The sequence below is a fragment of the Pseudonocardia sp. Ae717_Ps2 genome (assembly GCF_001932475.1).
In the GTDB taxonomy this organism is placed as follows: Bacteria; Actinomycetota; Actinomycetes; order Mycobacteriales; family Pseudonocardiaceae; genus Pseudonocardia.
Genome location: NZ_MCIS01000001.1, coordinates 1,359,074 through 1,382,708, shown reverse-complemented (window position 1 = coordinate 1,382,708; position 23,635 = coordinate 1,359,074). Strand labels below are relative to the sequence as shown.

Sequence of the window (23,635 nt, the reverse complement as noted above, 5' to 3'; positions counted from 1 at the left end):
TCAGAAGTCGACCGGGGCCGGGAGGGGCTCGACCGGGCTGGTCTCCTCGGCGTCGACGACCGCGCCGATCCCCAGCTTCTCCTTGATGCGCTTCTCGACCTCGGCGGCGACGTCCGGGTTCTCCTTGAGGAACTTGCGGGCGTTCTCCTTGCCCTGCCCCATCTGGTCGCCCTCGTAGGTGTACCAGGCGCCGGACTTGCGGATGATCCCCTGCTCGACGCCCACGTCGATCAGCGAACCCTCCTTGGAGATGCCGACGCCGTAGAGCACGTCGAACTCCGCCTGCTTGAACGGCGGGGCCACCTTGTTCTTCACGACCTTGACCCGGGTCCGGCTGCCGACCATGTCGGTTCCGTCCTTCAGCGTCTCGATGCGGCGGATGTCCATGCGGACCGACGCGTAGAACTTCAGCGCCTTACCACCGGTCGTGGTCTCCGGGGACCCGAACATCACGCCGATCTTCTCGCGCAGCTGGTTGATGAAGATCGCCGTGGTGCCGGAGTTGCTGAGGGCACCGGTGATCTTCCGCAGCGCCTGGCTCATCAGCCGGGCCTGCAGACCGACGTGGCTGTCACCCATCTCGCCCTCGATCTCGGCACGCGGCACGAGCGCGGCCACCGAGTCGATGACGATGATGTCGAGCGCGCCGGAGCGGATCAGCATGTCCGCGATCTCCAGCGCCTGCTCACCGGTGTCCGGCTGGGAGACCAGCAGGTCGTCGGTGTCGACACCGAGCGCCTTGGCGTACTCCGGGTCGAGCGCGTGCTCGGCGTCGATGAACGCGGCGACACCGCCCGCGGCCTGCGCGCTCGCCACGCAGTGCAGCGCGACCGTGGTCTTACCGCTGGACTCCGGGCCGTAGATCTCGACGACCCGGCCGCGCGGGATGCCCCCGACGCCGAGCGCGACGTCGAGCGCGATGGAGCCCGTGGAGATGGCACTGATCGGGACGCGGGCCTGGTCGCCCAGGCGCATCACCGATCCCTTGCCGTGGTTCTTCTCGATCTGGGCGAGGGCGAGTTCGAGCGCCTTGCCGCGGTCCGGAGCGGACATCTCTTGACTCCTCGCTGGTGGTCGACGGTCGGGTCCTGCTGGTGTCTTTCGGGGAGGCACACCACAACGGTATGGGGTACCCCTGACAGTTTCGGGCCCGGATCGGCGCCTGTGGACAACTCGTCCGGCACCACGCCGCAGGACCGGTACCGCAAGCCCTGCCGGAACCGTAGACGAACACGCGTTCGATCCGACACCGCGACACGCCGACCGGGCGCCCACGGGAGCCGAGCGGTCAGCACGACCGCCCGGAACGCCGCTACCGCCGTGCGGGTGGGACCTCGTAGGCCGCGCACACCGCGCGCCAGATCCGGCGCAGGTCGACGCCGGCCTCGATCGCCTGCTCGACGGTCCGGCCGCCGAGCTCGGAGAAGACGTGGTCGCGGGACAGCGACGCCGCCCGCACCGGCCCGAACTCGCCCTCCATCAGTTCCCGGAAGTGGCTCAGTCGCACGTCCGCGAGGGTAGACGGGTCACCCGTTCCGTGCGGCGTCCGCCCGATGACGCCCCGGAGCAGGTAGCCTGGGTGATATGTCCGAACTGCTCGCCACCGTCCCGGTCGACGTCGCCGACGAGGTCCTCGCGACGACCGGCATCGGCTCGCCACTGGCGTGGCAGATCGTGTCCCTGCTCGCGCTGCTGTCCGCACTGGTCGTGCTGGTGCGCTGGTGGCTCCACCAGCGCCGTCGCTGAGGGTCTCGCTCAGCCGGCCGCCGGGCGTCCCGCACCGGCCGAACGCACCGCCACCAGCAGGAACGGCACCGTCACCACGACCGCCACCGCGCCGAGCAGCGCGTAGGACGACACCGTCACGAGCACCCCGGCCACGATTCCGGCGGCGGCACCGGCCAGGTTCATCGCCACGTCCACCGAGCACCTGCACCATCGCGAGAACCGTCAGCAGCCGGGGCTGCGCGGGGTTCTGGGGCGGGGAGACGGCGTCGGGTGCGGCGGTCACGGACGGATGCTGCCGTGCGACGGCCGCCGTGCGCCAGGGCGTTACGCTCCGGCCCGGCCACACGAGCGGAGGACGGTGGACATGGCGGGGACGACCCCGAACGCACGCAGGTCGGCGGGCGCGGACGACGCGGAGCTGCGGAACGCCTACCGCATGGTGTCCGACGTGCTGGCCGGGGCGGTCCGCGAGACGCTCGCCGCGCCGGGGCCCGATCCGGCCCGGTTCGCCGTGCGCCGGCTGACCGCGGTCGACCGGGACGTGCCGCCGGACACCACGCCGCCCGGCTGGTCGCTGGCCTTCCTGGTGCTGGCCGACTGGTACGACGCCGCCCGCGCCGCGCTGGTCGACCACGACGACCGCTCCGAGCGGGCACTGGCCTGGATCGGGCAGAACCTGGGCCCGCGCTACGCGGCCCGGGCGCGCTACACCATCGCCCCGCTCGTCGACCCGGCCGACGCCCGCGAGACCTCGCACTACGTCGACGCCCTGGGCGTGGACTTCCTGGCGTCGATGGTCTGGACGGTCGCGGCGGTCGTCGCGGAGTTCCCGGCCGAGGACGCCGCGGAGGTCTGGCCCCGTACCAGGGCCGACGCCGCCCGCTGACCTCGCAGGTCACGCCCGGTCCGACGGGAGCTCGGCGGGTGCTCGGCGGGTGACTGTCGGACCCCACCCGCATGATGGTCGGCGTGACCGCACTCGAGGGCTTCTCCCCCGCCACCCGCCAGTGGTTCGAGGGGGCCTTCGCCGCGCCCACCGCGGCCCAGGAGGGCGCCTGGTCCGCGGCACAGGCCGGGCGCAACGCCCTCGTCGTCGCGCCGACCGGGTCCGGCAAGACCCTGGCCGCGTTCCTCTGGGCGCTCGACCGGCTCGCGGCGACGCCACCGCCCGCCGAACGCAAGCACCGCTGCCGGGTCCTCTACGTCTCCCCGCTCAAGGCCCTCGCCGTCGACGTGCAGCGCAACCTCCGCTCGCCGCTGACCGGCATCCGCCAGGCCGCGCAGCGGCTCGACGAGCCGGTGCCGGACATCACCGTCGGGATGCGCACCGGCGACACCCCGGCCGACGAGCGGCGCCAGTTCCAGCGCACCCCGCCGGACGTGCTGGTGACCACTCCGGAGTCGCTGTTCCTCCTGCTCACCTCGGCCGCGCGGGAGTCGCTGCGCGGGGTGACGACCGTGATCCTCGACGAGGTGCACGCCGTCGCCGGCACGAAGCGGGGGGCGCACCTGGCGGTGTCGCTGGAACGGCTCGAGGAGATCACCGAGGCCACCCCGCAGCGGATCGGGCTCTCGGCGACCGTGCGCCCGGTCGACGAGGTCTCGACGTTCCTGTCCGGTACGCGCCCGGTCGAGGTCGTGCAGCCCACGATCCCCAAGACGATCCGGGTCGAGGTCCAGGTCCCGGTGCCCGACCTGGCCGCGCTCGACGAGCGGCCCGCGCCGGGCAGCACCGACGAGGAGGTCGTCGGGTCCGCCGCGGGCACCGCACGCAGGCCCTCGATCTGGCCCGCCGTCGAGGAGCGGCTGCTCGGCCTGGTGCGCGAGCACCGGTCGACGATCGTGTTCTCCAACTCCCGCCGGCTCGCCGAGCGGCTGACCTCCCGGCTCAACGAGCTCGCCGCCGAGCAGGAGGCGGCCGCACTGGAGGAGACCGCACTGGAGGAGGCCGCCGACCTCGACACCGCGCCGGGCGCGTTCCCTGCCGAGGCGGTCGGGCAGTCCGGGGTGGGCGGCGGGGTCGCACCGACGGTCGCCAAGGCCCACCACGGCTCGATGTCGCGCGACCAGCGGACCCTGGTCGAGGAGGAGCTGAAGTCCGGCGTGCTGCCGTGCGTCGTTGCGACGTCCAGCCTGGAGCTGGGCATCGACATGGGCGCGGTCGACCTGGTCGTGCAGGTCGAGGCACCGCCGTCGGTCGCGTCCGGGCTGCAGCGGGTCGGGCGCGCCGGGCACCAGGTGGGCGCGGTGTCCGAGGGTGTCGTGTTCCCGAAGTACCGCGGGGACCTCGTGTCCTGCGCCGTCGTCGCCGAACGGATGACGACCGGGTCGATCGAGTCCACCCGCTATCCCCGGAACCCGCTCGACGTCCTGGCCCAGCAGATCGTCGCGATGGTCGCGATGGAGCCGTGGCAGCTGTCCGACCTGGCCGCGACGATCCGTCGGGCGGCCCCGTTCGCAGCACTGCCGGACTCCGCGCTGCACTCGGTGCTCGACATGCTGGCCGGGCGCTACCCGTCCGAGGAGTTCGGCGAGCTGCGCGCCCGCATCACCTGGGACCGGGTCACCGACGAGCTGCGCGGGCGCCCGGGCGCGCAGCGCCTGGCCGTCACCTCCGGCGGCACCATCCCCGACCGCGGCCTGTTCACCGTGATGACCCCGGGCGGCGCGGACGGCGCCGGGTCGCGGGTCGGTGAGCTCGACGAGGAGATGGTCTACGAGTCCCGCGTCGGGGACACGTTCCTGCTGGGGACCTCGTCGTGGCGGGTCGAGGACATCACCCACGACCGCGTGATCGTCACCCCGGCGCCGGGGGTGCCCGCCCGGATGCCGTTCTGGAAGGGCGAGTCGATCGGGCGGCCGCTGGAGCTGGGCCGGGCGGTCGGCGCGTTCGTGCGCGAGATGTCCGGGCTGGCCGACGCCGAGGCCCGCGAGCGCGCCACCGCGGCCGGGCTCGACGCGTGGGCCTGCGACAACCTGCTGTCCTATCTGCGCGAGCAGCGTGAGGCGACCCGGCACGTGCCGAGCGACCGCACGATCCTGGTGGAGCGGTTCCGCGACGAGCTGGGCGACTGGCGTCTCGTCGTGCACTCGCCGTTCGGTGCTCAGGTCAACGGGCCGTGGGCACTGGCGATCGCGGCCCGGATGCGGGAGCGACGCGGGGTCGAGGTGAGCGCGTCGGGCGCGGACGACGGGATCGTGCTGCGCCTGCCGGACGCGGTCGACGACAACGGCACCGAGGTCGTCCCGAACGCGGAGGACGTGCTGCTGGAACCGGGCGAGATCGAGCAGATCGTCGTCGCGGAGCTGGGGAACTCGGCGCTCTACGCCTCCCGGTTCCGGGAGTGCGCCGCGCGGGCGCTGCTGCTGCCCCGCCGCGACCCGCGCCGCCGCAGCCCGCTGTGGCAGCAGCGCCAGCGCTCGGCACAGCTGCTGGGCGTGGCGGGCAAGTTCGAGCAGTTCCCGATCACCCTGGAGGCGATGCGGGAGTGCGTGCAGGACGTCTACGACCTGCCCGGGCTCCGCGAGCTGATGGGCGACGTCGCCGCGCGCCGGGTCAAGGTCGTCGAGGTCGAGTCCGCGCAGCCGTCGCCGTTCGCGCGCAGCCTGCTGTTCGGCTACGTCGGGATGTTCCTCTACGAGGCCGACGCGCCGCTGGCCGAGCGGCGCGCGGCCGCCCTGTCGCTGGACTCGACACTGCTGGCGGAGCTGCTCGGCTCCGAGGCGATCCGGGAGCTGCTCGACCCGGAGATGCTGGCCGAGATCGAGGGGCAGCTGCAGCGCACCGACCCGGAGCGGCACGCCCGTGACGTGGAGGGTGCCGCGGACCTGCTCCGCTTCGTCGGTGACCTGTCCGAGGCCGACGCGCGGGCCCGCGGCGTCGACCCGGCGTGGCTGGAGCAGCTGGAGCGCGACCGCCGGGCGCTGCGGGTGCGGATCGCCGGTGAGGAGCGCTTCATCGCGATCGAGGACGCCGGGCGCATCCGGGACGCGCTGGGCACGGCGCTGCCGGTCGGGGTGCCGGAGGCCTTCACCGAGCCGGTGCCCGACCCGCTCGGGGACCTCGTGCTGCGCTGGGCACGTACGCACGGACCGTTCACCGCCGCCGAGCTCGCCCGTCGCTTCGGACTGGGAGTGGCCGTGGTCGCCGGGGTGCTGGAACGGCTCACCGGCACCGGGCGGCTGATGAAGGGCGAGCTGCGGCCGCAGGCCTCGGTGCCCGCCGGGTCCGGCGGTGAGCCGGAGTACTGCGACGCCGAGGTGCTGCGCCGGCTGCGGCGCGCGTCGCTTGCGAAGCTGCGCCACGAGGTCGAGCCCGTCGAGCAGCGGGCGCTGGGGCGGTTCCTGCCGCAGTGGCAGGGCGTGCAGGTGCGGTCGGGCTCCGAGCGGCGCGGCCGGGTGCGCCGTGCACCGGGCGCGGAGGACGTGCTCGGTGTGGTCGAGCAGCTCGCCGGGGCGCCGCTGCCGGCGAGCGCGGTCGAGTCGCTGGTGCTGCCCGCCCGGCTGCCGGGCTACACCCCCGCGCTGCTCGACGAGCTGACCGCCGCCGGTGAGGTGACCTGGGTCGGGTGCGGCGCGCTGTCCGGGCAGGACGGCTGGCTCGCGCTGGCCCCGGCCGACGTGGCGGACCTGCTGCTGCCCGCCCCGGACCTCGACACCGCGGGCACCCCGCTGCACACCGCGGTGCTGGCCGCGCTCGGGCTGACCGACCCGGCCGCGCTGACCGACCCGGGGGCGGCGCCCGATTCCGGGGGCGGTGCGTTGTTCTTCCGCGAGCTCGCGACCCGGGCCGGGGTCCTGCTGACCGAGCAGGGCGAGCCGGCCCCCTCCGACGACGACGTCGTCGCCGCCGTCTGGGACCTGGTCTGGGCGGGTGCGCTCACCAACGACACGCTCGGCCCGCTGCGGGCCCGGCTGTCCGGGGGCGGCTCACGACGGGGCGCCTCCGGGCGGCAGGGCGGGGCGCATCGCACGGCGCGGCGACCGGCCCGCGGACGCTACGCACAGCTGCGTGCGGGGCGGCCGTCGATGCCCAGCCGGACCGGGCCGCCGTCGGTCGGCGGGCGCTGGTCGGTGGCGGTGCCGCGCGAGCCCGACCCGACCCGCCGTGCGCACGCTGCGGCGGAGGCGTTCCTGGAGCGTCACGGCGTGCTGACCCGGGGCGCGCTGGGCACCGAGCGGGTCACGGGCGGGTTCGCCGCGGTCTACAAGGTGCTCCGGGCGATGGAGGAGTCCGGCCGGTGCCGACGCGGCTACATCGTCGAGGGGCTGGGCGCGGCGCAGTTCGCGGTACCGGGTGCGATCGACCGGGTCCGGGCCCTCGCCGGCACCTTCGACGCCCCCTCCACCTCCCCGCAGACCGGCCCGCGCCGCCTCGGCGCCGGTCCCGGGGCGGTCATCGCCGACCCCGCCGACCGTCCCGGCCCGTCCGTCCCCGACCCCGACGACCTCTCGGAGCCCGGCGGCCACGCCCCGCACGACGGCCATCCGGATCCCACCGGGTCCGCCGGTGACGCCGGGGACGGGGACCCGCTGCCTGGCGACCTCGTCGGTGACGCGTCCGGCTCCCCCGGGACCGACGACCCGTACGCAGGGGTGCCCGACGACCTGCGCGGCGGCCTGGGCGGGCTCGGCGGCGCGGGTCGCCACGCCGAGTTCGACGGGGGCGCCGGCCGCCGCCCGCAGGCGCCGCGGGAGGCGTGGCGCGACCTGTCCCGGGTGGTGCTCGCCGCCACCGACCCCGCCCAGCCCTACGGCGCCGCCCTGCCGTGGCCGGACACGACCGGCGAGACCCGGCACCGCCCCGGTCGCAAGGCAGGCGCCCTGGTCACCCTCGTCGACGGGGCGCCAGCGCTCTACGTCGAACGCGGCGGGAAGTCGCTGCTGTCGTTCACCGAGGACCGTGACGAGCTGCGCGCCGGGGCCGAGTCGCTCGCCGGGGCGGTGCACGAGGGCTGGCTGGGATCGCTCGCCGTCGAGCGCGCCGACGGACAGGACTCGCTGGCCTCGGCGCTGTCGGAGGTGCTCACCGAGGCCGGGTTCCGGGTGACGCCGAAGGGGCTGCGGCTGCGGGCCTGACCGGCGACACCGCGCACCCCGGGTCAGTACCGCCGGTTGGCCAGGACCGGGATCGCCCGGCGGGCCGCGGTGACCGCGTCGAGGTCCAGGTCCACCACCAGGGTCCCCGGTGCGGCGTCCAGCGCCGCGACGACCGAGCCGGTCGGGCCGGCGACCGTGCTCGCCCCGATCCCGGTCGGGGCGCCACCGGGGACCGGGCGCCCCGCCGCCTCCGGGTCCGCCTGGTCGCAGGCAGCCACGAAGGCCGTCGTGTCGAGGGCCCTGGCGCGCACCAGCAGCTCCCACTGCTCCCGCTTGCCCGGCCCCGCGCCCCAGGACGCGGGCACGAGGACGACCTGCGCACCGGCGTCGCCGAGGGTCTGGAACAGGCCCGCGAACCGCAGGTCGTAGCAGGTCGCGAGGCCGACCGTCACCCCGTCGACGGTGACCGTGACCGGCCGGTCCCCCGGGGCGACCGTGTCGGACTCGGCGAACCCGAACGCGTCGAACAGGTGGATCTTGTCGTAGTGCTCCTCGACGCCCGGGCCGGTGACGAGCAGGGTGTTGCGGACGCGGCCGTCGTCGGCGGGGGTGAACATCCCGGCGACCACGGTGACCCCCGCACCGGCGGCGATCTCGCGGACGCGGGACGCCCAGGGGCCGTCGAGGGGCTCGGCGACCGGGCCGAGCGGCACGCCGAAGCGGCACTGGGTGGCCTCGGGGAACACGACCAGCCGCGCGCCCCGGGCGGCCGCACCGGCGACGCCGTCGGCGACCAGGGTGAGGTTCTCCGCCGGGTCGGTGGTGGCGGCGATCTGGACGAGGGCGATCCGCATGGCGTCTCCTGGGGTGGTTCGGTGTATACGTGTCGTATGCCGACGTCACGGGAGTCCGGTCGCGACCGCGCGTTGCACTACCTGCGCGAGACCGTCCTGGTGGACCCGCGGGTGCAGGGCACGTTCCTCAACGAGAACGAGCTCGCCGGCCGGATCGGGGTGTCGCGAACCCCGGTCCGTGAGGCGTTGCTGCTGCTCGTGGCCGACGGCCTGGTCGAGATGCTGCCCGGTCGCGGCGCCTACGTGCCGCCGCTGACCGGCCGGCAGATCTCCGAGCTGATGGAGCTGCGCGGGGTCCTGGAGAAGCACGCGGCGCGCGCGGCGATGGGCGCCGACGGTGTGCCGTTCGAGGCGATGAACGCTGCCCTGGACCGGCAGCGCGAGCTCGCCGGTGCCGGCGGGGACCCGGCCGAGTTCATCGAGCTCGACATGGTCTTCCACCAGGCGCTCGTCGACGCCACCGGGAACGCGCTGCTCTCGCGGACCTACGCCGGGCTGCGGGTGCGCCAGCGCCGGGTGGGCGTGACCGCGCTGTTCCGGACCGAGGACCGGCGGCAGGCGGTCTGTGCCGAGCACGACCGGATCGTCGCGGCGCTGGCCGGCGACGACCCGGACGCGGCGGCGGAGGCGATCGACGAGCACCTGCAGCTCACCCTGCGCGTGCTGCTCAGGGCGTGAGGGCGAGGTAGGCCTCGTCCTCGTCGTGGTCCGGGTCGCGACCGATGACCAGCCCGACGACGGTCAGCGCGCAGGCGATGGCCAGGTAGGCCGCGACCGGCACCCAGTTCCCCGACCCGCCGGACAGCGCGGTGAACGCCAGCGGCGCGACGGCGCCCCCGACCACGCCGGCGATGGTGTAGGCCAGCGAGCTGCCGGTGTAGCGCAGCCGCGGTGAGAACTGCTCGGTGACGAACGCGGCCTGCGGCCCGTACATGAACGAGTGCAGGCCGAGCCCGACCACGATGCCGACGACGAGCAGCGCGAACGAGCCGCCCGCGATCATCGGGAAGAAGACGAACGGCCACACCGCTCCCCCGACCGCGGCGACGCCGTAGACCAGGCGCCGGTTGAACCGGTCGGTGAGCGCCCCGGCCAGCGGGATCGCGGGCAGCTGCAGCGCCGAGCCGATCAGGATCGCGCCGAGCACCTCCGACCGGGAGAATCCGAGGTGGGTGGTGGCGAAGGTCAGCACGAAGACGGTGAACAGGGCGTAGCTGACGTCCGGACCGATCCGGCTGAGGATCCCGGCGAGCAGCGGGCGGCGTTCGGCGGTGAACACCTCGCGCACCGGCGCCGACGGCCGGTCACCGGACTCGGCGATCGCGCGGAAGACCGGGGTGTCCTCCAGCTTGAGCCGGATCCACAGCCCGAACGCCACCAGCACCGCCGACAGCAGGAACGCCAGCCGCCAGCCCCAGTCCAGGAACTGCTGGTCGGTCAGCAGCAGGGTGAGCAGGGCCAGGACGCCGTTGGACAGCAGGTTCCCCGCGGGCGGCCCGACCTGGGCGGCCGAGGCCCAGAACCCGCGCCGGCGCGGCTCGCCGAACTCGCTGGAGAGCAGGACCGCGCCGCCCCACTCCCGCCGACGCCGACGCCCTGGGCGAAGCGCAGCAGCACCAGCAGGATCGGTGCCGCGACGCCGATCGTGCCGTAGGTCGGCAGCAGCCCGATGAGGAACGTCGCGACGCCGATCAGCACGAGCGTGATGACCAGGACCTGCTTGCGGCCGATGACGTCGCCGAGCCTGCCGAACACGACACCGCCGAGCGGGCGCGAGACGTAGCCGACGGCGTAGGTGGAGAACGCGAGCAGCAGACCGGTCACCGGGTCCGCGGCCGGGAAGAACAGCACCGGGAACACCAGCGCGGCCGCCGCGGAGTAGACGGCGAAGTCGTACCACTCGAGCGAGGTGCCGGTGAGGCTCGCGACGAAGGCCTTGCGCAGGTCACGGCGGTCGACCGGTGGTGACGAGGAGGCGGAGGGCGAGGTCATCGCGGGCTCCCGGGGTCGGGGCGGTGGGGTGGACGAGGCTCATACTTGCTGTATACACAGTGTGTGCGCAACCCTCGTGCGCATCGGTAACGCGACGTACACATCTGACGGAGGTCCCCCGTGACGCTCGAGCTGACCCTGCCCGACGGCGACACCCGCTCGGTGGAGGTCCACCGGGTCTTCAACGCCGGCTACGCCGGCCGCGCCCAGGAGGAGGTCGCCGCGCACGTCGCCGAGCTGGCCGAGCTGGGTGTGCCCGCCCCGGACACGGTGCCCGCGCTGTACCCGGTCTCGCCGTACCTGGCGTCGCAGACCGACCGGGTCCCCGCCCAGCACGACCGGACCTCCGGCGAGGCGGAGTGGGCACTGGTCGTCGGCGACGACGTCACCGACCCGCTGCTGACCGTCGCGTGCGACCACACCGACCGCGCGCTGGAGGTGCACGGTGTGGCCTGGAGCAAGAACGCCGGTCTCGACGTCCTGGGGCGCAAGGCCTGGCGGCTCTCGGAGGTCGCCGACCGGCTCGACGACATCACCCTGCGCGCGTGGGTCCGTCACGGCGGCGACCACGACGGCACCGAGGCGCTCGTGCAGGACGCGACGCTGGCAGCCCTGCTGCCGCCCGCCTACTGGGTCGAGGTGCTGCGCGAGCGCGGCTGGCTGGTGCCCGGCACCGTCCTGCTGTCGGGGACCGTCGCGATGAAGGCGGGGGTCGACCAGTTCGCCGACGCCTGGCGGGTGGAGCTGCACGACCCCGCCACCGGCGACACGATCGGCCTGACCTACGAGGTCGACCGGCTCCCGGCGCCGATCGGCTGACCGCCCGGCCGGGTGGCACCATCCCGGTCATGATCCGTCGCTCCCCCACCACCCCGTCCCGCGACCGGCGCCTCGCCGTCGGGCTCGCGGGGCTGCTCGGCACCGCCGCCGTCCTGCACGCGGTGCGGCCCGAGCCGTTCGACTCGATCGTGCCGCGCAGCCTGCCCGGTGAGCCCCGGTTCTGGACCTACGCCTCCGGGCTCGCCGAGGGTGCCGTCGCCGCGGCGGTCGCGCTTCCGCGGACCCGGCGTGCGGGCGGCTGGGCCGCGGCCGCGCTGTTCGCGGCGGTGTTCCCGGCGAACGTGTCGATGGCGCTGCACTGGAACCGCAAGGCTCCGCTGTACCGGGCAATCGGCTGGGGGCGGCTGCCGCTGCAGGTCCCGCTGGTGCTGTGGGCGCTCCGGATCGCCCGCAGCGCCCCGCGCGGCTGACCCGAGGATGGGCCGCCGGTAGACCGAAGTCGATCGTCGACCACCCGATGCCCGCTGCGCCGGAGGGACCCGCCGGGGTCTGATGGCGCCGGGCCCGGGACCGACGGCGCCCACGTCGTCGCTCGGGGGGACACATGACGTCGTCGACCACGGTCCGGGACTCCGACGCCGCACCCGCGGCCGTCCCTCCGCTCGCGCGGCTGCCCGTGGGGATCGTCGCCGCGGTGGTGGCCGCCGTCCACCTCGTGATGGGGGCGCTGGGCCGCGGGCACTGGTTCGACGAGGCGCTGATGCTCGCGATCGGGCGTCACCACCTGGACTGGGGATCGGCCGACCAGCCGCCGGTCGCGCCGGCACTGGCCGGGCTCGCCGACGCCCTCGCGCCGGGGGTGAACGGGGTGCTGCGGATCGTGCCGTCCCTGTCGACGGCCGGCGCGGTCGTCGTCGCGGCGCTGATCGCCCGCGAGCTGGGCGGGGACCGCAGGGCCCAGGTGCTCACCGCGCTCGCCCAGGCCACCGGGCTGTGGGTGACGATGTTCGGGCACTTCGTGACGCCGTACTCGCTCGAACCGCTGCAGTGGGCGCTGCTGCTGTGGCTGCTGGTCCGCTGGACCCGGGTCCGCGACGACCGGCTGCTCCTCGCCGTCGGGCCGCTGCTCGGCCTGGCCGCGCTCACGAAGTTCCAGGTGATCCTGCTCGGCGCGGTGCTGGTGGTCGCGATCGGCGTGGCCGGGCCGCGGGCGATGCTGCGCCGGCCGGCGTTCTGGTGGGCCGCGCTGGTCGGGGCGCTGATCGCGTCGCCGACGCTGGTGTGGCAGGCCGTGCACGGCTGGCCGCAGCTGCGGATGACCGCGGTCGTCGCGCAGGAGTCGATCCTGTTCGGCGGGCCGGGCCCGAACGCGGTGGCGATGCTGCTGCTGGCGGGCCTGCTCGGCACGGTGCTCGTGGTGGTCGGCGCGGTCGCGGCGTTCACGGCGCCGCGGCTGCGGCCCTACCGCTTCGTGGCGGTCACCTTCCTGCTGCTGTGGGTCGTGTTCGCGGTGACCGTCGGGCGCGCCTACTACCTCTGCGGGCTGCACGGCGCCGTCGCCGCGCTCGGTGCGGTGTGGTTCCAGCAGCGGCGCGAGGCCGGGCGACGACGGTGGTCCTGGATGGCGTGGCCCGCGGGGGTGCTGTCGGTCGCCCTCGCCACGGCGATGCTGTCCGCGAGCGTCGCCGCGGCCGACCCCGCCGTGCCGGAGCGGATCGTCACCGAGGTCGCCCGGGTGCGCGACGGGCTGCCCCCGGACCGGCGCGACCGTGCGGTCGTGGTGGGCGACTCCTACATCTTCGCCGCCTACGTCGACACCGCCGACCCCGCGCTGGGCCTGCCCCCCGGGTACAGCGGCAACCGCAGCTACGGCTACTTCGACCCGCCCCCGGACGACCAGGACGTCGTGATCTTCCTCGGGAAGGACCCCGGCCTGCTCGCGCCCACCGGGGTGGCGCTGCGGCCGGTCGCCGACCTCGGCGACGGCAACCGCATCTGGCTGGGCGAGGGCATGACGCATCCGTGGTCGCAGGTGTGGCCGCAGCTGCGGACACTCGTGCTCGACTGAGCCGTCGACCCAGCCGTCGACCCAGCCGGGCGCCCGGGCCCGGCCGGGTCGTCCGCCGAGCCCGGGCCGGGTCCGGCCGGCCCGGGTAGCGTCGCGATCGTGCCCGAGGGAGACACCGTGTACCTGGCCGGCAAGCGGCTGCACGCCGCGCTGGCCCGGCACGAGCTGCTGCGCGGCGAGCTGCGCCACCCGCGGCTGGTCGAGCACGACCTGGCCGGGCTGACCGTCACCGGCGTCGTCTCCGTCGGCAAGCACCTGTTCACCCGTTTCGACGACGGCCGCAGCCTGCACAGCCACTTCCGGATGGACGGCTCCTGGCACCTGTACCGGCCCGGGATGCGCTGGCGCCGGGTCGCCCACGAGGCGCGCGCGGTGCTGGCGACCGCCGACCGGGTCGCCGTCGGGTTCGCCCTGCACGACCTGGAGCTGCTCCCGACCGACGACGAGCACACCCTCGTCGGGCATCTCGGACCCGACCTGCTCGACCCGGCCTGGGGGCCCGCCCACGACGCCGAGGCGCTGCGCCGGATGACCGCCCGCGCCGACCACCCGCTCGGGCTGGTGCTGCTCGAACAGCGGGTCATGGCCGGCCTCGGCAACCTCTACCGCAACGACATCTGCTTCCTGCTCGGACTCACCCCGTGGGTGCCGGTCCGCGACGTACCCGACCTGCCCGGGGTCATCGACCTGTCGCGGCGGCTGCTGTCGTCGAACAAGGACCGCCCGGAGCAGACCACTACCGGCTCGCTGGCCGCGGGCGAGGCGCACTGGGTGTTCGAACGGGCCGGGCGGCCGTGCCGCCGCTGCGGCACCCGCATCCGGACCGCCGACCAGGGCGACGACCACCGGGCCCGGGTCACCTACTGGTGCCCGCGCTGCCAGGCCGGGCCGTCGCCGCGCCCGGTGCGCCGCGGCACCGGCCCGCGCCGCGGCGCACCCGGGCGGCCGCCGCCCGGCGCGGCCCGCACGCCCTGACCACGTCGGCCACGTCGCGACCGACGGCCGGAGCAGGCCCGGAGCCGCATCGACCGGCCCGGGCGGGCCCGGACACACGTCCGCCGCGACCCCGGGATCGGGACCGCGGCGGACGGTGTGGAACGGCTGAGCGGCTCAGGCGGTGCCGGGCTGCTGCTGGTTCTGGGTGTTCTGCTGCTGGGCCGGTGCCGGCGAGGACGGCAGCTGCTGGGTCGCCTCGCCCTGGCCGACCTGCGGGGCCTGCTGGCCACCGGCGATCGGCGCCCCGGACATCGACGCCCGGATCTGCTCCAGCCGCGACATGCCGGCCATGTCGGTGGTCGACTGCTGGACCTCCAGCATCCGGCCCTGCACCGAGTTCTGGGCCAGCTCCGCGGACCCGAGCGCGGTGGCGTACCGCTTCTCGATCTTGTCGCGGACCTCGTCGAGCGAGGGCGCGTTGCGCGGCGCGGACAGCTCGCTCATCTGCTGCAGCGACTTCGCGGCCTGCTCCTGCATCTTGGCCTGCTCGAGCTGGCTGAGCAGCTTGGTGCGCTCGGCGATCTTCTGCTGCAGCATCATCGAGTTCCGCTCGACGGCCTGCTTGGCCTGGGCGGCGGCACCGATCGACTGGTCGTGCAGCGTCTTGAGGTCCTCGACGCCCTGCTCCGCGGTCACCAGCTGGGTCGCGAAGGTCTGCGCCGACTGCTCGTACTGCTGGGCCTTCTGCTCGTCGCCCTGGGAGCGGGCCTGGTCGGCCAGCACGAGTGCCTGCCGCGCCGACGACTGCAGCTTCTCGATCTCACCCAGCTGCCGGTTCAGCTTCATCTCCAGCTGACGCTGGTTGCCGATCACCGCGGCGGCCTGCTGCGACAGCTGCTGGTGCTGGCGCTGGGCGTCCTCGATGGCCTGCTGGATCTGCACCTTCGGGTCGGCGTGCTCGTCGACCTTCGACGAGAACAGGGCCGACAGATAGCTGAAGAACTTGGTGAATCCGTTGGCCATCTCTGCGCGTCCTCCGCCTGCGTTCGCTCGCGACCGTGCCCGCCACCACGGCGGGCGTGCGGACCCCGGACCGACCCCGCGTTCCCCCCGTGGTCGGAACCGGGCCTCCGGCCCTGTCCATCCTGGCATCGCTGCCGGTCTGCCCGCACCCTACCGCGCAGGAGCGGTCGGCCGGGGTCGGCGGTGCGATCAGGCGGCCGAGGCCACCGGGCCGCCCGAGGACGCCGGTGCGGCGACCACGGAACCCGGCCGGCCGGCCAGCCGCAGCTCGGCGTGACGCTGCCCGATCGGGACGAGCACGTCGTCACGGCGGCTCGCGGCCGCGGCGGAGGTCGCCGTCGCCATCTCGGCGGCGACGGTGGTCAGCAGGTCCGGCACGGAGACCCCGAGTGCCTCGCAGATCGCCGCGAGCAGCTCGCTGGAGGGCTCCTTGCGCCCGCGCTCGACCTCGGAGAGGTACCCGAGGCTCACCCGCGCGGCCCGCGAGATGTCGCGCAGCGTGCGCCGGCGCGCCGTGCGCACCTCACGCAGCCCACTGCCGATCGCTTCCCGCAGCAGCATGTGCCCTCCTCGACTGCTCCCCGGACATCCGGTGATGTCTCACCGTACCGACTTCTCCGGTTCCTCCGCGCCGTGACGCTGTACGCCCACGGCGAACACCTCAACGCCGCACGGGCGCCGGATCGTCCCCGCAGGTCAGGCGGCCCGGGGCCGGACGGCCTTGCGGACGTAGTCGGCGCCGGTCACCACGGTGAGCACCAGCGCGACGGCCATCACCGCCCACTGGAGCACGAGCACGGCGGTCGCGGCGGTGGTGCCGGGGCCCAGCAGCTCGGGCAGCGGCAGCAGGAACAGCCCGATCGCGACCGTCTGGGCGACGGTCTTGGCCTTGCCGCCGCGGCTGGCCGGGATGACGCCGTGCCGGCGGATGACGACGAAGCGCAGCACGGTGATGCCCAGCTCGCGGACGACGATCACGATCGTCACCCACCAGGGCAGCACACCGAGGATCGACAGCCCGATCAGGGCCGCGCCCATCAGGGCCTTGTCGGCGATCGGGTCGACCAGTGCGCCGAACCAGGTGACGAGCCCCCGGCTGCGGGCCAGCTGGCCGTCGAGCCGGTCGGTGGCCGCCGCGACGACGAACACCGCGAACGCGACCAGCCGCCACACCACGTCCTCGCCGCCGCCGACGAACAGCGCGACCACGAACACCGGGACGAGCAGCAGCCGCAGGACCGTCAGCGCGTTCGCGATGTTCAGCAGGGGCGGGTCGCCGACTCCGGCGGCGCCCCCGGCCGGGTGCGAGCTCATCCGGCCGCGGAGGCCGCCGGGACGGCGGCGGCCGGTGCGTTCGGGTCGATCAGCTCGAGGGCCTCCACCAGCAGGTCGACGCCCTCGGTGTCCACGACGCGGCAGCGGACGAGGTCACCGGGACGCAGCGAGTCCGGCTCGGGGCCGTCCTGCGCCGCCGCGACGACGGTGCACTCGCCGTCGGCGTCGGGGCCCTGGTGGGCGGCACGACCGGTGCAGTCGTCCTCGTCGCCCTCGGCGGACTCGACCAGCACGACGACCTCGGTGCCGATGCGCTCCTCGGCACGCTGCTCCATCAGCTCGTCGACCAGCGCCGAGATCCGCGCGACGCGGGCCCTGACCTCGGCCGGATCGACGTGGCCGTCGTAGCCCTCGGCCTCGGTGCCGTCCTCGTCGGAGTAGCCGAACACCCCGACGGCGTCGAGCCGGGCGCCGGCCAGGAACGCCTCCAGCTCGGCGAGGTCCTCCTCGGTCTCGCCGGGGAACCCGACGATGACGTTGGAGCGGATCCCGGCCTCCGGCGCCAGCGCGCGGATGCGCTCGCAGAGGTCGAGGAAGTCGGTGCGCGACCCGAACCGGCGCATCCGGCGCAGCACCCGCGCCGACGCGTGCTGGAACGACAGGTCGAAGTACGGCGCGACGCCCGGCGTGGTCGCGATGACGCGCAGCAGGTCGGGCCGGAGCTCGGCGGGCTGCAGGTAGGCGACCCGGATCCGTTCGACGCCCTCGATCGCGGCGAGCTGCGGGAGCAGGTCGACCAGCGCGCGGGTGCCGCCGGGGAGGTCCTTGCCGTAGCTGGTGGAGTTCTCGCTGACCAGCACGAGCTCGCGCACGTCCTGCCGGGCGAGCCAGGCCGCCTCGCCGAGCACGTCGGCCGGCGGGCGGGACACGAAGCTGCCGCGGAAGCTCGGGATCGCGCAGAACGCGCAGCGGCGGTCGCAGCCCGAGGCCAGCTTGAGCGAGGCCACCGGCCCGCCGGACAGGCGGGTGCGCGCGATGTCGGGCACCCAGTCGTGGCCGGGGACCGAGACGTCCGCGGTCGCGGCCGGGCGCTCCGCCGGCGAGATGGGGAGGAGCTTGCGACGGTCGGTGGGGACGTGCGGGGCCGGGGCGTGCCCGCCCAGGACGTCGCCGAGCCGCTCGGCGAGCTCGGGGTAGGCGTCGAAGCCGAGCACCGCGTCGGCCTCGGGGAGGTCGGCGGCGAGCTCGGCGCCGTAGCGCTCGGCCAGGCACCCGACCGCGACGACCTTCGCCCCGGCGGGCCGTGCCACGTCCGCCGCGGCCAGCACCGTGTCGATCGAGTCCTTCTTCGCCTGCTCCACGAACCCGCAGGTGTTGACGACGATGACGTCGGGGCTGCCGTCCTCGGCGTCGACCAGTTCCCAGCCGGACCCGGCCAGACGACCGGCGAGCTCCTCGGAGTCGACCTCGTTGCGCGCGCAGCCCAGGGTCAGCAGGGCGGCGCGCCGGGGCGCAGTCTCGGGGGAAGCCACGAATACCAGGGTAGACGGCGCCGTCGGCGACCCCGGTCTAGGCTCTCCTGCCGTGCCCGACCCCGTGTCCGCCCCGGTCCCCGACGTGATCGTCCGCCGCGCCCACACCCGCGACGTCCGCCGGATCCGTGAGCTCGTCGACGAGTACGCGGGCACCGTCCTGCTGGCCAAGGAGACCGTCACCCTCTACGAGGCGGTCCCGGAGTTCCTGGTCGCCGAGGTCGACGGCGTGGTCGTCGGCTGCGGCGCGCTGCACGTGCTGTGGGAGGACCTGGGCGAGATCCGCACGGTGGCGGTGTCGCCGTCGGTGCTGGGTCGCGGGGTGGGGCACCGGATCGTCTCCGCGCTGATCGACGGCGCGCGCGAGCTGGGCCTGGAGCGGCTGTTCGTGCTCACCTTCGAGAAGCAGTTCTTCGCCCGGCACGGCTTCGCCGAGATCGACGGGACGCCGGTGTCGGCCGAGGTGTTCGCGGCCATGCTGCGCAGCTACGACGCCGGCGTCGCCGAGTTCCTCGACCTCGCCCACGTCAAGCCGAACACCCTGGGCAACGTGCGGATGCTGCTCACGCTCTGACCCCGCCCGCGCCGCTACCCTGGCCCGCATGTCCGACGGGGCCCGGCGCTGGCGTCCCTCCGCACGTCTGCGCCCGCTGGTCTCCGGGATCTGGTGCTGGTCCTCGCCCGCGGGTCCGGCGGGGACGCACCAGGGCGTGTCGAGCGCCCACCTGACCGTCGTGCTCTGCCTGGACGGCACGGTCGACCTGCTCGCGGCTCCGGACCCGCGACGCGGCCCGGGCCGGTTCACCGCATCGGCGGCCGGTCTGCACACCGCGCCCGCGCTGCTCGCCGCCGGCGCCCCGCAGTCCGGGATGCAGCTGGAGATGACCTGGCGCGGCGCCCGCACGCTGCTCGGGCTGCCCGCCGGCGAGCTGGCCGGCGACGTCGTCGACCTCGCGCTGCTCCTCCCCGACCTGGACACCCTGCTCGACCGACTGCGCGCCGAGCCGGGGTGGGCCGGGCGGTGCGCACTGCTCGACGCCGCGCTGTGCCGCGTCGCCGACGCCCGGGACGGCCCCGGCGAGCCGGCGCCGGAGGTCGTGCACGCCTGGGAGCTGCTGGTCCGCAGCGGCGGGACGGCGCGTGTCGCCGACGTCGCCGGGGAGGTCGGCTGGTCGCCACGCCACCTCGGTGAACGGCTGCGACGCGAGACCGGGCTCGCGACGAAGGCCGCGGCACGGGTCATCCGGTTCGAGCGGGCGTGCACGCTGCTGCGCCGCCCGTCGGCTCCCCCACTCGCCAAGCTGGCCGCGACCTGCGGCTACAGCGACCAGCAGCACCTGGCCCGCGACTTCCGCGAGCTCGCGGGGACGACCGCGCTGAGCTGGCGGGCCGAGCGGGTCGCGCCGGCGGCTCCGATTCGTCCACGACCGGCCCGCGCGGCCTCGGCACCCTCGTCCTCATGAGCGACCTGCCCGGCCTCTGGCCCAGCCTGTCCAGCCCCGACCCACGCGCCCTGGTCACGTTCCTGACCTCGGCGCTGGACTTCACCGAGCGTGCCGTCCACACCGGCGACGACGGCGCCATCGTCCACGCCGAGCTGGTACGCCCCGGGTCGACCGGCGCCCCCGGCGGCGTGATGCTCGGCCCCACCCACGACGGGTGCCGCCCGCCGGGCGGCGCCGCCGTCCACCTGGTCTGCGACGACCCGGACGCCCTGTTCGCCCGCGCCGTCGCGACCGGGGCCACCGTCGTGCACGCGCCCTTCGACGCCGAGTACGGCAGCCGTCTGTTCGAGATCGCCGACCCGGACGGGAGCCACTGGAGCGCGGGCACCTGGTACGAGTAGCGCGTGGTCCGCCTCGCCCTGCACACCCCGGAGATCCCGCCGAACACCGGCAACGCGATCCGGCTCGCCGCGAACACCGGCGCCGAGCTGCACCTGGTCCGGCCGCTCGGCTTCTCCCTCGACGAACGCTCGGTGCGCCGGGCCGGGCTCGACTACGCCGATCTCGCCGAGATCGTCGTGCACGACGACACGGCCGCGTTCGCCGGCTGGGTGCGGGCCGCCGGGGCGCGGGTGTTCGCGTTCGTGCCGGGTGCGCCGGTCCGCTACACCGACGTCGCCGACTCCTGCGGGGACGTGCTGCTGTTCGGCCGCGAGTCGACCGGACTCCCGCCCGAGGTCGCGGCGGCGGACTGGGTGACGGGCACGGTGGCGCTGCCGATGCGGCCGTCGAACCGCTCGCTGAACCTGGCCAACGCCGCCGCCGTCGCCGTCTACGAGGCGTGGCGGCAGCAGGGGTTCAGCTGATCCCGTCGAGGAGCCGGGCGATCCCGGTGTCGAACACCCGCTGCAGGTCGTACGGGTAGTCGCCGACCCGGCGCAGCGCGGGCCCGCCGTGACGGCGCAGCGCGGCCCGCAGCCCCGGGTCGTGCTCGGACCAGGTGTCGGCGTCGACGCCGGTGTCGGCCTGCGCCTCCTGCTCCGCGGCCAGGGTCAGCGCCATCCCCCGCACGAATCCGGTCAGCGCCAGGTGCAGGTCGAACCGCTCCACCGGGTCCGCGACGACCTCCTCCAGCGCGGCCAGCTCGAACTCGGCGAAGCGCAGCAGCGACGGCAGCGCCTGCGGCCGGGACAGCGACAGCACCCGCGCCAGCCACGGGTGCCGCCGGTGCACCCGCCACTGGGCGTGCGCAGCGCCCTCCAGCCGGGCCCGCCACGGCCCGTCGGCCGGGGGCAGCACCAGCTCGGCGAAGACCGTCTCGAGCATCGCCAGCAGCAGCTCGTCCCGGCTGCGCACCAGCCGGTACAGCGACATCGTCGGCACGCCGAACGCCCCGGCGAGGCGCCGCATGGACAGCGCGGCCAGGCCCTCGTCGTCGGCGATGCCGATCGCGGTCCGCACCAGCCGGGCCGTGTCCGGTGGCGGAGCGGTGCCCGCAGGCGTGGCCCGTTCCGCCACCACCGACCCGACCCGCGCCGTCGTCCGCAGCAGACCCTCCTCGCGCAGCCGGGACAGCGCCCGGGCCGCGGTGGACATCGCGACACCGTGCTCGGCCACCAGCGCGCGCACCGACGGCGCGCGGTCCCCGGGCCGCAGATCCCCCGACTCGACACGGGCACGCACCGCGGCCGCGACCCGATCCGTGGGCGAACCGTCCACCGGCCACCTCCCTGTACCACCTGTGCCGCTACACGACACCCGTCATCCCAGCTCGCAGCGGCATCGTCGATGCGTACACCGTACCGAGGAGGACACATGACCGACATCCTGATCAGCGGGGCCGGTATCGCAGGGACGACGCTCGCGTGGTGGCTGCGCCGGCACGGGTTCCACCCGGTCGTCGTCGAGTCGGCGCCGAGGCCGCGGCCCGGCGGGCAGGCCGTCGACGTCCGGGGGCCCGCGCTGACCGTCGTCGACCGGATGGGGCTCGGAGCCGCACTGCGCGCCGCCCGCACCGCGATGGACGGCATGTCCCTGGTCGACGAGGACGGCACCGAGGTCTTCCGCAGCACCGAGGTGACACTCACCGGGGGGCCGGTCGCGAGCGACGACGTCGAGATCCTCCGCGACGACCTCGCCGCGCTGCTCACCGGCGCGCTCGACGGCGTCGAGCACCGGTGGGGCGACCGGGTCGTCGCGCTCGATCCGGACCCGGCGGGCGGGGCCCGGGTGCGCTTCGCCTCCGGCACCGAGGAGCACTACGACCTCGTGGTGGGCGCCGACGGCCAGCACTCCGGCGTCCGGCGCCTGGCTCTCGGCCCCGACGACGACGGCCGGCTGGTCCCCCTCGGCCAGCACGTCGCCGTGTTCACCCTGCCCAACACCTTCGGGCTGAGCCGCTGGCAGGTGTTCCTCCAGCGGCCGGACGCGATGGCCGGGCTCTACACCGCCCGCGACGACACCGAGGTCCGGGTGATGCTCGGCTTCTCCGACCCGGACGCCACCTACCACCACCGCGACCTCGGGGCGCAGCGCGCGCTGGTGACACGGCTTTTCGCCGGCGGGGGCTGGTGGCTGCCCGAGCTGCTCGCGGGGATGGACCGCGCCGAGGACCTGTACCTCACCCCGATCACCCAGGTCCGGCTGCCGACCTGGTCGCGCGGTCCGGTCGCGCTCCTCGGCGACGCCGCCTGGTGCCCCACGCTGCTGTCCGGTCAGGGCACCACGCTCGCCGTGGTCGGCGCCTACGTGCTGGCCGGGGAGCTCGCGTGCTCCGGCGGCGATCCCGGACCGGCGGCCGCCGCCCACGAACGGCGGATGCGCGACTGGGTGGAGGCCAACCAGGAGCTCGCGCTGACCAACGCCGCGCGGGTCCGGGACCTCACCGCCCCGGACGCCGCCGCGCCCGGGCTCGTCGAGCACTGGGCCGCGACCGCCGCGACGGCCCTCACGCTCCCCGAGTACTGAGCGCGGAGTACCGAGCCTCGAGTACCGAGCCGTGCGGGGTCAGGACTGCCGGACCGCCTGCACGTCGAGCTGGATCCGGATCGTCGACCCGACCACCGGCAGGCCCTTGGCGATGGTCTGCTGCCAGTTGAGCGTGTAGTGCTCCCGGTGCAGCTGGGTGGTGGCGATCGCACCGACCCGGTCGCCGTTCCACTCCGCCGAGCCCAGGAAGGTGGTGTCCAGCGAGACGTCGCTGGTCAGGCCGTGCAGGGTCAGGTCGCCGTCCACCGTCCACCGGTTCCCGCCGTGCGCGGCGAAGCGCACGCTGGAGAAGCGCAGCTCGGGGAAGCGCTCGACGTCGAGGAAGTCGGCGGAGCGCAGGTGGGTGTCGCGGGCGGCGACGTTGGCCGCGTCGATCACGACGTCCACCGAGGACTCCTCGAACGGCTCGGCGATCCGGATCTGCCCCTGGAACCGGTTGAACCGGCCGTACACCTTGGACATCCCGATGTGCCGGGCGACGAAGCGGACCGAGCTGTGGTCGCCGTCGATGACGAAGACACCGGGCCGCGGCGGGCGCAGCGCCGGGTCCTCACCGAGGACGATGTGGCCCATGTCGGCGTGCTCGCCCCAGGACACCTCGACGACGTCGGTGACCTGCTGGTAGCCGCCCGCCTCGACCCGCACCCGGTACCGGCCGGGCATCAGCGACGCGGCGAACCGGCCGAACGGGTCGGTCTCGACGTACACGGCACGCCGGTCCGCGGGGTCCATCACGGACACCTCGGTGCCGGCCAGCGCACCGCCCTGCTGGTCGCGGACCTGGCCGGACAGCACCCCGCCGGTCAGCGGAATCGGGACGAGGGCGTGCCGGTCGGTGGTGCCCCGCGCCGGGCGACGACGGTCCTTCTTCCTCCAGAACACCAGCCAGTACCTCCCCTGCCCGGCGTCGACGGGCAGCACGACGTGCGATCACCGGACGGCGACCCGAGGCCACTGTGGCACGAACGTGACCGT

At 74.8% G+C, this 23,635-nt stretch carries 23 protein-coding genes and 1 pseudogene; 13 read left to right on the top strand and 11 right to left on the bottom strand.

What is annotated here, in order from left to right:
* Both recA and Ae717Ps2_RS06680 read right to left on the bottom strand, forming a co-directional pair.
* Complete coding sequence (gene recA, locus Ae717Ps2_RS06685) at nt 1-1,053, bottom strand: recombinase RecA (protein WP_020624149.1); 1,053 nt, start codon at nt 1,051-1,053, stop codon at nt 1-3.
* 259 nt (nt 1,054-1,312) lie between these two features.
* Nucleotides 1,313-1,507, bottom strand: a complete 195-nt coding sequence (locus tag Ae717Ps2_RS06680; protein WP_043278601.1) for a DUF3046 domain-containing protein — start codon at nt 1,505-1,507, stop codon at nt 1,313-1,315.
* Between the two features lie 77 nt (nt 1,508-1,584).
* On the opposite strand from Ae717Ps2_RS06680, the gene Ae717Ps2_RS38110 reads away from it, so the two are divergent.
* Nucleotides 1,585-1,746, top strand: a complete 162-nt coding sequence (locus Ae717Ps2_RS38110) for a hypothetical protein (protein WP_020624151.1) — start codon at nt 1,585-1,587, stop codon at nt 1,744-1,746.
* 9 nt (nt 1,747-1,755) lie between these two features.
* Here the strand turns inward: Ae717Ps2_RS38110 and Ae717Ps2_RS37230 are convergent, their stop codons facing one another.
* Complete coding sequence (locus Ae717Ps2_RS37230; protein WP_158071465.1) at nt 1,756-1,923, bottom strand: hypothetical protein; 168 nt, start codon at nt 1,921-1,923, stop codon at nt 1,756-1,758.
* A 169-nt stretch (nt 1,924-2,092) separates the two neighbouring features.
* Between Ae717Ps2_RS37230 and Ae717Ps2_RS06675 the strand changes: the two genes are divergently transcribed.
* Entirely contained in the window at nt 2,093-2,614 is a 522-nt protein-coding gene (locus tag Ae717Ps2_RS06675; protein ID WP_075311270.1) for a hypothetical protein, read from the top strand.
* Between the two features lie 74 nt (nt 2,615-2,688).
* Nucleotides 2,689-7,806: an ATP-dependent helicase gene (locus Ae717Ps2_RS06670; RefSeq protein ID WP_369804867.1), complete on the top strand. Its 5,118-nt coding sequence runs from the start codon at nt 2,689-2,691 to the stop codon at nt 7,804-7,806.
* Between the two features lie 23 nt (nt 7,807-7,829).
* Here Ae717Ps2_RS06670 and Ae717Ps2_RS06660 read toward each other — a convergent pair whose 3' ends face one another.
* Nucleotides 7,830-8,621 carry a carbon-nitrogen hydrolase family protein gene (locus Ae717Ps2_RS06660; RefSeq protein WP_075311266.1) on the bottom strand — a complete coding sequence of 264 codons (792 nt, stop codon included), beginning with the start codon at nt 8,619-8,621 and terminating at the stop codon, nt 7,830-7,832.
* A gap of 36 nt (nt 8,622-8,657) precedes the next feature.
* On the opposite strand from Ae717Ps2_RS06660, the gene Ae717Ps2_RS06655 reads away from it, so the two are divergent.
* Nucleotides 8,658-9,299 carry a GntR family transcriptional regulator gene (locus tag Ae717Ps2_RS06655; protein ID WP_020622813.1) on the top strand — a complete coding sequence of 214 codons (642 nt, stop codon included), beginning with the start codon at nt 8,658-8,660 and terminating at the stop codon, nt 9,297-9,299.
* Here Ae717Ps2_RS06655 and Ae717Ps2_RS06650 read toward each other — a convergent pair.
* Nucleotides 9,289-10,613: pseudogene (locus tag Ae717Ps2_RS06650) on the bottom strand (MFS transporter). The gene Ae717Ps2_RS06655 and the pseudogene Ae717Ps2_RS06650 sit on opposite strands and share 11 nt — an antisense overlap.
* 120 nt (nt 10,614-10,733) lie before the next feature.
* Between Ae717Ps2_RS06650 and Ae717Ps2_RS06645 the strand changes: the two are divergent.
* The 4 genes from Ae717Ps2_RS06645 to Ae717Ps2_RS06630 all read left to right on the top strand — a co-directional run bounded on the left by Ae717Ps2_RS06645 (nt 10,734) and on the right by Ae717Ps2_RS06630 (nt 14,436).
* Nucleotides 10,734-11,432 (top strand): DUF2848 domain-containing protein, encoded by a 699-nt coding sequence (locus Ae717Ps2_RS06645; protein ID WP_020622815.1) that lies wholly within the window; start codon nt 10,734-10,736, stop codon nt 11,430-11,432.
* A 29-nt stretch (nt 11,433-11,461) separates the two neighbouring features.
* Nucleotides 11,462-11,863 (top strand): MauE/DoxX family redox-associated membrane protein, encoded by a 402-nt coding sequence (locus tag Ae717Ps2_RS06640; RefSeq protein WP_075311264.1) that lies wholly within the window; start codon nt 11,462-11,464, stop codon nt 11,861-11,863.
* 134 nt (nt 11,864-11,997) lie between these two features.
* Entirely contained in the window at nt 11,998-13,461 is a 1,464-nt protein-coding gene (locus Ae717Ps2_RS06635) for a glycosyltransferase family 39 protein (protein WP_075311262.1), read from the top strand.
* Nucleotides 13,462-13,560: 99 nt separating this feature from the next.
* Nucleotides 13,561-14,436: a DNA-formamidopyrimidine glycosylase family protein gene (locus tag Ae717Ps2_RS06630; RefSeq protein ID WP_075311260.1), complete on the top strand. Its 876-nt coding sequence runs from the start codon at nt 13,561-13,563 to the stop codon at nt 14,434-14,436.
* Between the two features lie 135 nt (nt 14,437-14,571).
* Here the strand turns inward: Ae717Ps2_RS06630 and Ae717Ps2_RS06625 are convergent, their stop codons facing one another.
* The 4 genes from Ae717Ps2_RS06625 to rimO all read right to left on the bottom strand — a co-directional run bounded on the left by Ae717Ps2_RS06625 (nt 14,572) and on the right by rimO (nt 18,227).
* Entirely contained in the window at nt 14,572-15,420 is an 849-nt protein-coding gene (locus tag Ae717Ps2_RS06625) for a PspA/IM30 family protein (protein WP_075311258.1), read from the bottom strand.
* 189 nt (nt 15,421-15,609) lie between these two features.
* On the bottom strand, nt 15,610-15,981 hold the full coding sequence (locus Ae717Ps2_RS06620) for a helix-turn-helix domain-containing protein (protein ID WP_020623215.1): 372 nt from the start codon (nt 15,979-15,981) through the stop codon (nt 15,610-15,612).
* A gap of 135 nt (nt 15,982-16,116) precedes the next feature.
* Nucleotides 16,117-16,734, bottom strand: coding sequence for a CDP-diacylglycerol--glycerol-3-phosphate 3-phosphatidyltransferase (gene pgsA, locus Ae717Ps2_RS06615; RefSeq protein ID WP_020623216.1), 618 nt, complete (start codon nt 16,732-16,734; stop codon nt 16,117-16,119).
* The gene (gene rimO, locus Ae717Ps2_RS06610) at nt 16,731-18,227 is read right to left on the bottom strand and encodes a 30S ribosomal protein S12 methylthiotransferase RimO (protein ID WP_083695117.1); all 1,497 of its coding nucleotides are present in this window, start codon (nt 18,225-18,227) and stop codon (nt 16,731-16,733) included. The genes pgsA and rimO overlap by 4 nt, the downstream gene beginning before the upstream one ends.
* 52 nt (nt 18,228-18,279) lie before the next feature.
* Between rimO and Ae717Ps2_RS06605 the strand changes: the two genes are divergently transcribed.
* Genes Ae717Ps2_RS06605 through Ae717Ps2_RS06590 form a run of 4 tightly spaced genes read left to right on the top strand, consistent with a single transcriptional unit; the run spans nt 18,280 to nt 20,538 of the window.
* Entirely contained in the window at nt 18,280-18,801 is a 522-nt protein-coding gene (locus Ae717Ps2_RS06605; protein WP_233147470.1) for an amino-acid N-acetyltransferase, read from the top strand.
* A gap of 28 nt (nt 18,802-18,829) precedes the next feature.
* The gene (locus Ae717Ps2_RS06600; protein ID WP_083695119.1) at nt 18,830-19,690 is read left to right on the top strand and encodes a helix-turn-helix transcriptional regulator; all 861 of its coding nucleotides are present in this window, start codon (nt 18,830-18,832) and stop codon (nt 19,688-19,690) included.
* Entirely contained in the window at nt 19,687-20,073 is a 387-nt protein-coding gene (locus Ae717Ps2_RS06595) for a VOC family protein (protein WP_075333141.1), read from the top strand. The genes Ae717Ps2_RS06600 and Ae717Ps2_RS06595 overlap by 4 nt, the downstream gene beginning before the upstream one ends.
* A gap of 3 nt (nt 20,074-20,076) precedes the next feature.
* A complete protein-coding gene (locus Ae717Ps2_RS06590) occupies nt 20,077-20,538 on the top strand; it encodes a tRNA (cytidine(34)-2'-O)-methyltransferase (RefSeq protein WP_075333140.1) in 462 nt (153 codons plus the stop codon).
* Here the strand turns inward: Ae717Ps2_RS06590 and Ae717Ps2_RS06585 are convergent.
* Complete coding sequence (locus Ae717Ps2_RS06585) at nt 20,531-21,391, bottom strand: GntR family transcriptional regulator (RefSeq protein WP_075311252.1); 861 nt, start codon at nt 21,389-21,391, stop codon at nt 20,531-20,533. The genes Ae717Ps2_RS06590 and Ae717Ps2_RS06585 overlap by 8 nt on opposite strands.
* Before the next feature lie 96 nt (nt 21,392-21,487).
* Here Ae717Ps2_RS06585 and Ae717Ps2_RS06580 point away from each other — a divergent pair, with 96 nt between their 5' ends.
* Nucleotides 21,488-22,639: an FAD-dependent monooxygenase gene (locus Ae717Ps2_RS06580; protein ID WP_075311250.1), complete on the top strand. Its 1,152-nt coding sequence runs from the start codon at nt 21,488-21,490 to the stop codon at nt 22,637-22,639.
* Nucleotides 22,640-22,678: 39 nt separating this feature from the next.
* Here Ae717Ps2_RS06580 and Ae717Ps2_RS06575 read toward each other — a convergent pair whose 3' ends face one another.
* Complete coding sequence (locus Ae717Ps2_RS06575; RefSeq protein WP_233147469.1) at nt 22,679-23,581, bottom strand: YceI family protein; 903 nt, start codon at nt 23,579-23,581, stop codon at nt 22,679-22,681.
* Nucleotides 23,582-23,635 lie beyond the last annotated feature (54 nt).